Genomic DNA, 11,998 nt, shown 5'->3' with positions numbered 1-11,998 from the left:
ATGCGGTGAAAGATTTCCATATGACCGTTCTATGCGCCGGAGGCGCGTTTCAGAACCGTGATGCGGTCGCTCGTCAGACCGCACACCGTCTCGACAGCCTGCGTTACGGCGAGCCGGACCGCGGCGTTCTCCGCCCCGTCGCACAGCACGATCGCGCCGCGGAACGTCGGCAGGACATTTTTGACCGTCACGGGGGTCTCGCCGTAGCCCGACGAGGAAATGACCGCGACATCGCTCTCCCGGCTCGAGGCCGCGCCGCCGGTCTCTCTCGTGTTGACCGCATACACCGCCTCCCCGGTCTGCTCGAGCGAGAGCATCAGCTCGACCCGGCCTGCGCCGTCGATCGCAGACAGGCGGCGGCAGAGCTGCGACTCGAAATCGCTCAGCGAAAAGCTGTCCGCGCCGGTCTGCGTCTGCGCGGCGTCCGTTTTTTCCTCCCGGCCGCCCGACACGAGCAGCAGCACGCCCGCGAGCAGGACAATGAGTGCCGCGCGGTATTTTTTCGCGAGCGGCCGCAGCCGCGCGCAAAGCTCGTGCAGTTTTTCCGTATTCATCGTGCGATCACCTCCTGCCGCTCCGCCGGGACGCCGCATTCGCTCGTCACAAGCTCCTGTATCTCCCTGAGATGCGCAATATCGTCCGCACCGCAGTGCACGGTCACGCGGTCTACCTGTAAAATACCGCTCTCGTCGGTCGCCATCGTGACCGTAAAGCGGCAGTCGTAGCCCTCGGCGGCGGCGCGGCTCTCGAGCGCCTTTGCGATGCTCGACGCGACCGCGCTCATCGCGGTCTGCATGTTGGTCTCGCGTATCGCCTGCGTGTCCGGTGCGGCGGACACGCTCCACCCGGCAGAGCGCAGACTGCCGAGCGGCTGTAAAAGAGCCGCGAGCATGAGCAGACCGGCCGCGAGACGCACTGTCTCGCGCATCGCGCCGCTCCCGGCCATGCGCAGTGCCGCTGCGGACGCCGCCCCGGCAAGCGTCACGCGCAGCAGAATGGTATGCAGCAGTTCATTCATAACGGTTTCACCATCGCAACAGCATAAACAAGTTCCAGATACAGAATGGTGCAGGCGGCGCTCAGCATGCCGAGCAGCAGACCGAACCCCGTGCCGATGCCCGAGAGCAGACGCCTGAGGCTGTCCGAACACAGGGGCGAGAGCAGGGCCGCGCCTGCCTTGAAGCACAGATAGCACGCCCCGGCGCGGACAAAGGGCGCGAGACAGATCGCCGTGACGCATATCATGCCGAAAACGCCGACCGAGCCGCGCAGCAGCTCCGCACCCGACAGAACGGTCTCCGCCGCGTCCGACATGACGCCGCCGACCACCGGGACCGCGCCCGAGACCGCGAACTTCGCCGTTTTGAGCGCAACGCGGTCCACGTTCCCCGAAACGCCACCCGCTACGGCAAGATATGCGGTGAACAGCGTAAGTATGAGCTTGAGCGCTCCGGCCGACAGGCTGCCGATGCCCTCTGCAAGCCCGCGCAGCACGCCGTTCCCGGCGGCCGCATCCACGACCGTGACCGCGAGATATACGCACACCGCAGGCACGAGCAGGCCTTCGATCAATCGAAGGACGAGGTCAAAGGCGAACATGGAGGCGACCTGAAGCGTCGTGGCGGTCACGGCGCTGCCGCCCATCGAGAGCGCCGCCGCGAGGACCGGCTGGAGCGTCGCGGAAAACACACTGATGCCGTCGAGCGCCGACCGGCAGAGCGACAGCACGCCCGAAAAGTCCCGGAGCAGCACAGCGGAGATTCCGAGCGCCCCGGCCATGTCGACCGCATCGTTCGCCGCGCCCCCTGCCGCCTCGGAAAAGCCGCGCGCCGCCGCCGTCAGGATAACGATGCCGGCCGCCGCGCCGAGACTGCCGGCCGCCTTCGCCCACGCGCTTTTCGCGTCCGGCACGGCGTTTCGGAGCAGCCGTGCGAACGAGCCTGCAACGTCCTGCCCGTCCGTGCCCGCAAGATACGGCTGCGCCTCGCCCGTCACCGCGCTCCGCAGCGCCGCCTCGTCCTGCCCGCGCTGCGCGTCCGCCTCCGCCGCCCCGGCGGACAGGCACAGAGCAAGCGGCAGCAGCAAAACCGCCGCCAGAATTTTCATCCGTTTTTTCATCATACCGTCCATTCTGTGAGAAAGGTCAGCACCTGTTCGAGCAGGGGCAGCGCCGCGCCGAATGCGAGCACCGTCCCGGCAAGCTCCACCTTCGCCGCAAGCGCGGACTGGCCTGCATCGCGGCAGAGCGCCGCGAGGATGCGCACGAGAACCGCGATGCCGACGACGCGCAGCACCGGCCCGTACAGCTCTGCGTCGAGATTGCCCCGTGCGAGCAGCGCGGAAAAGCGCTGCATCGTGCTCTGCGCCGCCTCGCCGAGCCGAAGCAGCAGAACGACTCCGGCTGCGAGCACGAGCAGGAACGCGATGACGGGCGCGTCCTTTTTGAGCGTGAGCGACAGCACGAGCGTGAGCACGACGATGCCCGCGAGCAGTCCGACGCCGCTCAAAACCCGAACACGCTCTTCATCATGCTGAACAGCCGGCTGATCTGCTCGACGATCAGCATAAGTACCACGATCAGGCCCGCGAGCGTCGTCATGAGCGCCTGCTCGTCCCGCCCCGACCGCGTCAGCAGCTGCCCCAGCACCGCGACGAGGATGCCGACCGCCGCGATGCGGAAGATCAAATCAACGTCCATCGTTTTCCCCCTCCGCTTCAGACTAGCACCAGAATAACGAGCAGACCGGCCGCGATGCCGCAGGTGCGGTACAGGCTGCCCCGGTCGCGCAGCTCGGCAAAAGCCAGCTCGCGCAGCATCTGCAAACGATGCAGCGCCGTGTCGATGGCGGCCTTCTGCTCGGAAGCGTCATACCGTCCGAGGAAATTCGCAGCATCGCACAGCACGCCGCACTCCTCCCGGCCGAGACCGGCGTCCGTCTGCGCCGCGCGCATGCCTGCACACCAAAGATAGCTGAGCGACAGTCCGCTGCGCTCACGCATCCGGCGGCGCACGCCGGAAAAGATCTGCCGGACGACCGCGTTCTCGTTCTTCGCGAGCAGGTCGATGATCTCGGGCATGGGCGTGCGGCGCGCGGTGATTTCGTTCTCCATCAGCCGCAGCGCGAGCAGCATGGCGTCCGCCGCCGCGACTCTGCGCCGCAGCTCACGCCGCGCGTTCAGTCCGAGTGCGGCGCACGAGCCGAAGATCATCACCGAGCCGATCAGTTTCAGCATGTCGTTCCCTCCGTTTTCTCCATTCGATAGCTTCGTTTCCCGTCCTTCTGCTCGATCGTCAGCACCCGCTCGAACACGCCGAGCGACAGCAGCCGCCGGTAGAGCGGTCTGCGCCGCAGGTCGCTGGGCCCGGCTGCATGCGCGGCGGCGAGCACCGCCGTGCCGCAGTGGGCGCAGAGCGCGACCGCCTCGATGTCCTCGGGCGAGGTGATCTCGTCCATCGCGACAAGCGCCGGAGACATGGTCCTCAGCAGCATGAGCGCCGCCTGCTTTTTCGTGCATCCCTCCAGGATGTCCGTACAGCGCCCGATACGGAACTGCGGCACGCCCTCGGCAAGGCCTGCGATCTCGCCGCGCTCGTCCGCAACAGCTGTGGTGTGCCCGGCGTCCGAAACGAGCCGCACCCACTCGCGCACGAGCGTCGTCTTGCCGCAGCCGGGCGGTGCGAGCACGAGAAGCGAAAACGGCGCACCCTCCCCGATATACGGTGCAAGAATATCATCCAGCGCGTCGATCTGCCGCGCTACGCGCAGATTGAGCGAGGAAATCCGCCGCACGCCCGTGACGCTGCCGTTCTCTGAGACCGCTGTGCCGCACAGACCGAGTCTGTGGCCGCCCTCGAGCGGCAGAAAACCCTGCCGCATGCTCTCTGCATAGCTGTGTACCGAGTACCGCGCCGCGCGGCTGACGGTTTCGCGCAGCTCGTCCGCCGTCACCGGCGCGAGCGACAGCGGGCGCTCCGCCCCGCCGATGCGCACGCTTGGCGCTTCGCCGCAGCGCAGCCGCAGCTCCTCGATCCGTTCCTGCTCCGCAACCCTGCTGAGCGCCGCGGCGCGCTCCTCCGGCAGGCACGCGATCGCCTGCATCCATACCCCATCCTGTCTGTTTCCCATGTTTCATCACCTGCTCCATTCTATGAGCGGCTCGTCCGGAAAAACACTGCTGTCCGCCGCCGCCATTCGACCGTTTTCGCGCCCGTCCCTGCGCTATAATGAGCTCACATAATCCGAATTAACACAAAGGAGCGTGCACATAATGACAGCTGTCTCTGAGGACGTCATTCTGCTCGACGATACCCTGACCGAAACCTTTCTGACCGATCTGCAAAGCCGCGGCCGCACCGAGGAAACGCTGAAATGCTACCGCAACAGCCTTGGCAAGCTGTGCGGCTTTCTGCCCGGACGCAGGCTGAGCCATGACGCGATGCGCCGATGGCCCGAGGCGCTGCGCGAGCAGGGCTACTGTCCGAGCACCATCAACAGCGCGGTCTCCGCCGCGAACAGCCTGCTCGCCTTCTGCGGACGGCGCGGCTGGCAGGTCATGCCCGCACCCCTGCCCGAGACCGAGCAGCCCGAGCTGACGCGCGAGGAATATCTGCGTCTGCTCCAAACCGCGCGCATCCTCGAAAAGGAACGCGCCTACCTGCTTGTCAAGCTGCTCGGCACGACCGGACTTCCCGTGCATCTGCTCGATGCGGTCACGGTAAGCGCCGCGCAGGCCGGCGGTCTGCCGGAATATGATATGCAGCTGTGCGGCTGTCTGAAGGAAGAGCTTCTGGACTTTGCCGGGCGCGAGGGCATTCTGTCGGGACCGATCTTCATCACGCGGCGCGGCACGCCGGTCGGCCGCACGACCGTCACCGCCCTCATTCAGTCGCTTGCGCACGATGCGCAGGTCGAGGCAGGCAAATGCACGCCGCGCTGTCTGCGCAAGCTGTATTTGCAGACGCAGGAGCGTATCCTGCACAATATTTCGACGCTCGCACGCGAGGAATACGAAAAGCTCCTGCGTTCTGAGCAGGAGAAGGCTGGATGGAACGCATAAGAAAAGAGCGCAGACAAAATGTCTGCGCTCTTGCGTTTACGCGGTTTCGCGACAGTCTTTAGCAGAGCTTCGCGCCCGCCGGAATCTTATCGTCCAGCATCAGCAGATTCAGCTTCTCGTCCTTTTCTGCGGACAGCAGCATGCCATTGGACTCCTGCCCCATCATCTTGCGCGGCGGCAGGTTGGTGACGGCGACGACCGTCTTGCCGACAAGCTCCTCCGGCTTGTAATACTTTGCGATGCCGGAGAGGATCTGGCGCGGCGTACCCGAGCCGTCATCCAGCTGGAACTTGAGGAGCTTGCTGCTCTTCTTGACGTTCTCGCAGGCAAGGACCTTGCATACCGTCATGTCGACCTTGCAGAAATCGTCAAACGGGATATCCGGCAGGAACTCGACAGCCGGCTTCTGCTCTGCCTCGGCTGCCTTCTTCTCCTCCTCGATCTCTGCCAGCTTCTTCGGGATGTCGATACGCTCGAACAGGATGGACGCTTCGCCGACCGGCTGACCGGCCTGCATGCCGTCGAAGGAGGCAAGGCTCTCAACGCCCTTGTTCTCGATGCCGAGCTGTGCGAAGATCTTGTCTGCGGTGTCCGGCAGGTAGGGCTTCAGCTCAACGGCTGCAAAGCGGATGGCCTCGAGCAGGTTGTACATGACCGTGCCGAGACGCTCCTTTTTGCTCTCGTCCTTTGCGAGCGCCCACGGCATGGTCTCGTCGATATACTTGTTGGAGCGGCGCAGGAGCGCGAATACCTCGTCGATCGCGTCCGCAACGTGCAGGGTGTCCATCTTCTTCTCGACAGCCGCCGGCAGGCCGAGGGCAACCGCCTTGAGCTCATCGTCGAGCGCTTCCGGTGCGGTCGGCGCCGGAACGATGCCGCCGAAATACTTCTTGGTCATGGCAATAGTGCGGTTGACGAGGTTGCCCAGAACATTCGCGAGATCGGAGTTGATGCGCTCGCAGAGCAGCTCGTAGGAGAGCACGCCGTCGTTCGCGAACGGCATCTCATGCAGCACGTAGTAGCGGACTGCGTCAACGCCAAACAGGCGGACCAGATCGTCCGCGTAGATCACGTTGCCGAGCGACTTGGACATCTTGCCGTCGCCGACGAGCAGCCACGGATGACCGAATACCTGCTTCGGGAGCGGCTCGCCGAGCGCCATGAGGAAGATCGGCCAGTAGATGGTGTGGAAACGAATGATGTCCTTGCCGATCAGATGAACGTCCGCCGGCCAGAATTTCTTGTAGTGCTCGTCGTGATTGCCGTCCGGGTCGTAGCCGCAGAAGGTGATATAGTTGGTCAGCGCGTCGAGCCAGACGTAGACAACGTGACCCGGGTCAAAATCGACCGGGATGCCCCAGGAGAACGAGGTACGGGAAACGCACAGGTCCTGAAGACCGGGCTTCAGGAAGTTGTTGACCATCTCGTTCTTGCGGCTCTCCGGCTGGATGAACTCCGGATGCTCCTCGATGTGCTTCATCAGGCGGTCGGCGTACTTGCTCATACGGAAGAAGTATGCTTCCTCCTCGGCGTCCACGCACGGGCGGCCGCAGTCCGGGCAGCAGCCGTCCTTGAGCTGGCTCTCGGTCCAGAAGGACTCGCACGGCTTGCAGTACTTGCCCTTGTACGCGCCCTTGTAGATATCGCCCTGATCGTGCAGCTTCTTGAAGATCTTCTGCACCTTCTTCTCGTGCATCGGGTCGGTGGTGCGGATGAACTTATCGTAAGTGGTGTTCATCAGATCCCAGATCGCCTTGACCTCGCCCGCGACCTTGTCGACATGCTGCTGCGGCGTGATGCCGGCAGCCTCTGCCTTCTCCTGAATCTTCTGGCCGTGCTCGTCGGTGCCGGTCTGGAAGTAGACATCATAGCCGGTCATGCGCTTGTAGCGCGCGATCGCGTCGGCCAGCACGATCTCATAGGTGTTGCCGATGTGCGGCTTCGCAGAGGTGTATGCGATCGCCGTCGAGATATAATACGGTTTCTTCTCCATTGGTTGATACTCTCCTTTATTGATAACGTTTTGCGTGATTTCCTTATCCTGTGTCAGACTGCATCAGAAAGCTCCCGCCCTCCAATGGCATCCAGGCCATTCAAGGACGGGAGCCGCACGCTTCCGTGTTACCACCTTGTTTTGCGCCGTCCTCGCGAACGTGCGCCTCAGCAGGTAAAAACTTACCCTTCGCCCCGATAACGGCAGGACAGCGCCGCCGCAGCCTTGCCGAACGGTTCGGTGCGGCGCTCCGGGGCCATTTTCTGCCGCGCCCTCCGCGTTTCGCTCCCACCGTCCGAAACTCGCTTTGCCGTACCTCGCTGCGTACTTTCCCCTTCATCGCGTTTGCAATATGGTGATACTATTTTACAACAGCCGCGCCGCAATGTCAATATTCGGGCTGTATTCCGGCTTCACAGGATGCACCTCGTCCGCAGGCTCCCCCTGCGCAGGCCATCCCCCTCGTCAGCGTCCCGTGCTGCCGCCGAGCGCCTGCGCGATGTCGCGGCTCGCACGCAGCAGCGGACCGCGCAACTGCATGATGCGCTCGTCTGCCATACGGGCGGTCGGCGCGGACAGCGAGATCGCATAAAATGCCCGGCCGCGGTAGTCCGGTATCGCCGCCGCGATGCAGCGGACACCCACCTCGTTCTCCTCGTTGTCGAGCGCGTAGCCGAGCTGGCGCACCTTGTCGATCTCGCGGAAAAACGCTTCCTCGTCGGTAATCGTATTCTCCGTCCATGCGTAAACGTCGCTCGCTTCCCAGACCGCGCGCGCCTCCGACCTCGGCCATGTCGCAAGGATCGCCTTGCCCACGCCCGTGCAGTAAAGCGGCAGGCGCATGCCGATGCGCGAAAACATACGGATGGCGCTGTTTCCGCCGTCGATCTTATGGATATAGACAACATCCCGTTCGTCCCGCATGACGAGGTGAACGGTCTCGTCCGTCTCGCGGCCGAGGCGCTCCAGCACGGCGCGCGCCCGGTCGACAACGTCCAGATTATCTACGATATAGCTCGACATCTCGCACAGGCGCATGCCCGCGCGGTACATGCTGGTCTCCGCGTCGCGCTGCACATAGCCGCGCATGCACATGCTCGTAAGCAGACGGTGCACGGTGGACTTGTGCAGCCCGGTCTCCGCAGACAGCGCACCGATCGTCATGCCGCCGCGCGACCGGCATAAAATCTCCAGCAGGTCAAAGGCCCGGTCGAGCGACTGAACCGGGGAATGTTCGGCCATATGACAGGCTCCCTTCGTTTCGTATTATAAAACTACTTATCATCATACAGGTTTCATGTGAAAAATGCAAGAGGAAATCCCTTTGTTTTTTTCATAACAAAGAAAGCCGCCGTCCGGAGCCTGTACCCGGAACAGCGGCGATCGTGTCGATTTTTTAAGCCATATCGCGCAGCAGACCGTGCTTCTCGTAGGTCGTGATGCGCTCGATGCGGTTGTCCTCGCCGACAAAAACGACCTGCGGCTTGTGCGTTTTCGCCTCCTCCGCGCTCAGCTGGGCGTAGCACATGATAATGACCTTGTCGCCCGTGCTGACGCAGCGCGCCGCTGCGCCGTTCAGGCAGATCATGCCCGAGCCGCGCTCGCCCGAGATGGTGTACGTCTCGAAGCGGCTGCCGTTGTTGACGTCAACGATCTGCACCTTTTCGTATTCCAGAATGCCGGCGGCATCCAGAAGATCTTGATCGACCGTGATTGAGCCGACGTAGTCCAGCTCGGCCTGCACGACGGTCGCGCGGTGAATCTTACCCTTGAGCATGTTCAGCATCATTTCGCGCAGTCCTCCGTCAGAAAATTATCGATCAGACGGGTCTTTCCGATGTAGACAGCCATCGCGACGAGCACCGGACGGTCGATGCGGTGTACGCTCTCCATCGTGACCGCGTCGACGGCGGAAACATAGTCGATCTTCGCGAGCTTCTCCGCCTCGATGCAGGCCTTCATCTCGGAAACGAGCTTGTCGGCATCCGTTTCGCCCTCGCGGACGAGCTTTTCGCCGAGGAATACCGCCTTCGACAGCACGAGCGCCGCCTTGCGCTCCTCCGCACTCAGATAAGTGTTGCGCGAGGACTTGGCCAGACCGTCCGCCTCACGCACGATCGGGCAGCCGACGATCTCGATGCCGTAGGACATATCGCGTACCATGCGGCGGATGATAGCGAGCTGCTGTGCGTCCTTCTGACCGAAAAACGCCTTGTCCGGGGTGACGATATTGAACAGCTTGGACACGACCGTGCACACGCCGCGGAAGTGGATGGGGCGGGTCTTGCCGCACAGCTGCCCCGGCATGTCGGACAGTATCTCAACAAAGGTCGCAGCGTCCGGCGCATACATCTCCTCGACCGAGGGATGGAACACCATGCTGCATCCGTGCCCCTCGAGCAGCGCGCAGTCGCGGTCAAAGTCGCGCGGATAGGACTCCAGGTCCTCATTCGGGCCGAACTGGGTCGGGTTGACGAAATCCGACGCGACAACGCGGTCGCACATCGAAACCGCCTTGTCTACCAGGCTCGCGTGACCCTCATGCAGGTAGCCCATCGTCGGCACGAGACCGACCGTCAGGCCCTGCTTCTTCCATTCCTTTACCTGCGCACGAACCTGCGCAATCGTTTCTGCAATAATCACTGTATTTACCTCCACAGCAGCCTTAATATTCCACATCGAGAGACGCCAGAAATTCCTCCGTGCAGTCACTCTTGACAAAGGTGTGCTCGCTCGCCGGGAACACACCGGACTTTACCTCGCCGTCATAGGCGCGGAACGCTTCGCGCATGGTCTCGCCTACCTCGGCGAAATGCTTGGCGAATTTGGGCTTGAAGTCCGAAATGCCGAGCATATCCTGCCAGACCAGCACCTGCGCGTCGCACTCGGGCGAAGCGCCGATACCGATGGTGATGATGTCGAGCTTTTTCGTGATGAGCGCGGAGAGTTTCGGCGGCACGCATTCGAGCGTTACCGCGAAAGCGCCTGCCTCCTGTACCGCGAGCGCATCCTCGAGCACGCGGCGTGCGTTTGCCTCGCCCTTGCCCTGCACGGTAAAGCCGCCGAAGGCGTTGACCGACTGCGGCGTCATGCCGATATGCGCGACGACCGGAATGCCTGCGGCCGTGATGGCGCGGATCTGAGGGCAGACCTCTTTTCCGCCCTCAAGCTTGACCGCGCTCGCACCAGTCTCCTTCATGATGCGGCCTGCATTCTGCATCGCCTGCTCGATCGAGATCTGATAGCTCATGAACGGCATATCGACCACAACGAACGTCTCCTTGCAGCCGCGCACAACGCTGCGGCCGTAAACGATCATCTCATCGACCGTTACCGGAAGCGTATCCTTGTAGCCCTGCATAGTCATGCCGAGGCTGTCGCCGACCAGGATCATGTTGATTCCCGCCGCGTCGATCAGCTTCGCGGTCGAATAGTCATAACAGGTCAGCTGCGAGATCTTCTCGCCGTTCCGCTTCATCGCGGCGAGAGTTGCTACTGTGTTTTTCATTTTTGTCCTTCCTCCGTCAGCTCCCGCAATGCGCCGTAATCCGCTTCCGGATGCCGGCCGACCGCTATTTCGATCAGTTTTCGGGTAGCTGCTGTGTAAAGCGCCCTCTCATTTCCCTCCGTGAGACAGGCAAGATGTTTTTTCACCGTTTCGCAGTCGTTTCGTTCGACCGGACCGGTCAGCGCCTCTGTCGGGCCGACCGCAAGCAGACGCGCGGTGTTGCTGCGGATGAGCGGCGTCAGTGCGCGAAGCGCATCTTCCTGACTAAAGCCGCAGCGCGTCAGCTCATCGATGCTCTGCTGCACGAGCGCGCAGACCAGATTACTCGCCGTGGCGCAGGCCGCATGATAGAGCGGCTTGACCGCTGCATCGATGGTCTGCACCGTGCAGCCACAGCACTCCAGCTGCGTTTTCCATGCCGGGATGGCGCTTTTTTCGCCCTCCAGACAGAAAAAAGCATCCGCAAGTTCCCGATACGAATCGTACCTGCTGCTGACGGGAAAAAGCGGATGGATGGAAAGACCGAACGCACCTGTCTCCTCGATGCCGGGAAAAGCGTCCCGGGCCGAGAGTGCGCCGCTGCAATGACATATTTGTTTGCCTGAAAGGGAAAACGACCGCAGTTCGAGATAAACCGGGGTAATCGCTCTGTCGGGAACAGTCAGAAAAATCGCATCACTGTCCTGCACCAACTCGCAGAGATCACTGTATGCGCGTGTTCCGGTAAATGCAGCCGCCTCCTGCGCCGCCTCTCGCTGCCTGCTGTAATAGCCGGTCAGCGGAAGTCCGCTCTCCGCAAACATTTTGCCGAGAGAGAAGCCGACTTTGCCTGCTCCGATAAAACCAGTTTTCATTCGATCACCCAGCCTTTCGTTTTCATGGGTGATGCGATCCTGCTGCCCGATGGAACGGGGCTTTCAGGGATAAAATGTGCCGGTACAGTTTCCATAAGGGAATACCATCCGCCTGCCGGGCGCGAAGCCCGATAATCGCATTATACTGCGATGAATGAAAAAAAGCAAGGAAAAAGTGATGGCAGCATACACCTGTATTGAGAGGCTCTCGAAAAACTATCATTTTTCCGACAGTCTGTGTTTTGACTTCGCAGACACGAATCATCCGAAAGCTCCCATTCGGAATTTTTCTCCCACCTAAAAACAACAAAACCGACCCTTTCGGATCGGTTTGAAATGATGTAGGCGTTGAGTTATCTTCCCGGGCCGTCGCCAGCCAAGTATTGTCACCGTAAACGAGCTTAACTACTGTGTTCGGAATGGGAACAGGTGTACCCTCGTCACCATTAACACCTACTTTTGAAGATTTACACCTTCAAAACTGAACAATCTTACTCGCAATCGCTATTCTTCATCGAGGTTACACCTAATTTTTTAGGTCAAGCCCTCGGCCTATTAGTATCAGTCCGCTCCATACATTACTGC

14 protein-coding genes and 1 rRNA gene are annotated in these 11,998 nt (G+C 61.7%); 1 reads left to right on the top strand and 14 read right to left on the bottom strand.

All coding sequences use genetic code 11. The features are described from left to right. Window positions 1–29 precede the first annotated feature (29 nt). The 7 genes from H8S02_RS05005 to H8S02_RS04975 are packed head-to-tail and all read right to left on the bottom strand — an operon-like array spanning window position 30 to window position 4,127. Window positions 30–554 (bottom strand): hypothetical protein, encoded by a 525-nt coding sequence (locus tag H8S02_RS05005; protein ID WP_186969587.1) that lies wholly within the window; start codon window positions 552–554, stop codon window positions 30–32. Further along, window positions 551–1,018 carry a hypothetical protein gene (locus H8S02_RS05000; RefSeq protein WP_118723446.1) on the bottom strand — a complete coding sequence of 156 codons (468 nt, stop codon included), beginning with the start codon at window positions 1,016–1,018 and terminating at the stop codon, window positions 551–553. Before H8S02_RS05000 ends, H8S02_RS05005 begins: the two co-directional genes overlap by 4 nt. Then, window positions 1,015–2,106 (bottom strand): stage III sporulation protein AE, encoded by a 1,092-nt coding sequence (locus H8S02_RS04995; RefSeq protein ID WP_186969586.1) that lies wholly within the window; start codon window positions 2,104–2,106, stop codon window positions 1,015–1,017. The genes H8S02_RS05000 and H8S02_RS04995 overlap by 4 nt, the downstream gene beginning before the upstream one ends. A gap of 11 nt (window positions 2,107–2,117) precedes the next feature. Continuing rightward, a complete protein-coding gene (locus tag H8S02_RS04990; protein WP_186969585.1) occupies window positions 2,118–2,507 on the bottom strand; it encodes a SpoIIIAC/SpoIIIAD family protein in 390 nt (129 codons plus the stop codon). Then, entirely contained in the window at window positions 2,504–2,698 is a 195-nt protein-coding gene (gene spoIIIAC / locus H8S02_RS04985; RefSeq protein ID WP_118684534.1) for a stage III sporulation protein AC, read from the bottom strand. The genes H8S02_RS04990 and spoIIIAC overlap by 4 nt, the downstream gene beginning before the upstream one ends. Before the next feature lie 17 nt (window positions 2,699–2,715). After that, window positions 2,716–3,234: a stage III sporulation protein AB gene (locus H8S02_RS04980; RefSeq protein ID WP_186969584.1), complete on the bottom strand. Its 519-nt coding sequence runs from the start codon at window positions 3,232–3,234 to the stop codon at window positions 2,716–2,718. Then, window positions 3,228–4,127 carry a stage III sporulation protein AB gene (locus H8S02_RS04975; RefSeq protein ID WP_186969583.1) on the bottom strand — a complete coding sequence of 300 codons (900 nt, stop codon included), beginning with the start codon at window positions 4,125–4,127 and terminating at the stop codon, window positions 3,228–3,230. The genes H8S02_RS04980 and H8S02_RS04975 overlap by 7 nt, the downstream gene beginning before the upstream one ends. Before the next feature lie 142 nt (window positions 4,128–4,269). Here H8S02_RS04975 and H8S02_RS04970 point away from each other — a divergent pair, with 142 nt between their 5' ends. After that, window positions 4,270–5,058, top strand: a complete 789-nt coding sequence (locus H8S02_RS04970; RefSeq protein WP_186969582.1) for a site-specific integrase — start codon at window positions 4,270–4,272, stop codon at window positions 5,056–5,058. Between the two features lie 58 nt (window positions 5,059–5,116). Here H8S02_RS04970 and metG read toward each other — a convergent pair whose 3' ends face one another. From metG to rrf, 7 genes are all read right to left on the bottom strand, one after another. Then, entirely contained in the window at window positions 5,117–7,051 is a 1,935-nt protein-coding gene (gene metG, locus H8S02_RS04965) for a methionine--tRNA ligase (RefSeq protein ID WP_186969581.1), read from the bottom strand. Window positions 7,052–7,516: 465 nt separating this feature from the next. Further along, window positions 7,517–8,293, bottom strand: a complete 777-nt coding sequence (locus H8S02_RS04960; RefSeq protein ID WP_118684524.1) for an IclR family transcriptional regulator — start codon at window positions 8,291–8,293, stop codon at window positions 7,517–7,519. Between the two features lie 154 nt (window positions 8,294–8,447). Beyond that, window positions 8,448–8,840: an aspartate 1-decarboxylase gene (gene panD / locus H8S02_RS04955; protein WP_118684522.1), complete on the bottom strand. Its 393-nt coding sequence runs from the start codon at window positions 8,838–8,840 to the stop codon at window positions 8,448–8,450. Further along, window positions 8,837–9,694 carry a pantoate--beta-alanine ligase gene (gene panC / locus H8S02_RS04950; protein WP_186969580.1) on the bottom strand — a complete coding sequence of 286 codons (858 nt, stop codon included), beginning with the start codon at window positions 9,692–9,694 and terminating at the stop codon, window positions 8,837–8,839. The genes panD and panC overlap by 4 nt, the downstream gene beginning before the upstream one ends. Window positions 9,695–9,716: 22 nt before the next feature. Next, on the bottom strand, window positions 9,717–10,559 hold the full coding sequence (gene panB, locus H8S02_RS04945) for a 3-methyl-2-oxobutanoate hydroxymethyltransferase (protein WP_186969579.1): 843 nt from the start codon (window positions 10,557–10,559) through the stop codon (window positions 9,717–9,719). Further along, window positions 10,556–11,413: a Rossmann-like and DUF2520 domain-containing protein gene (locus tag H8S02_RS04940; RefSeq protein ID WP_186969578.1), complete on the bottom strand. Its 858-nt coding sequence runs from the start codon at window positions 11,411–11,413 to the stop codon at window positions 10,556–10,558. Before H8S02_RS04940 ends, panB begins: the two co-directional genes overlap by 4 nt. A 340-nt stretch (window positions 11,414–11,753) precedes the next feature. After that, window positions 11,754–11,870: ribosomal RNA gene (gene rrf / locus H8S02_RS04935) — 5S ribosomal RNA — on the bottom strand. Window positions 11,871–11,998: the final 128 nt, after the last annotated feature.

The organism is Agathobaculum hominis (genome assembly GCF_014288055.1).
In the GTDB taxonomy this organism is placed as follows: Bacteria; Bacillota; Clostridia; order Oscillospirales; family Butyricicoccaceae; genus Agathobaculum; species Agathobaculum hominis.
The sequence above is the reverse complement of the archived record's forward strand: the minus strand, read 5'-3'. Positions and strand labels throughout refer to the sequence as shown.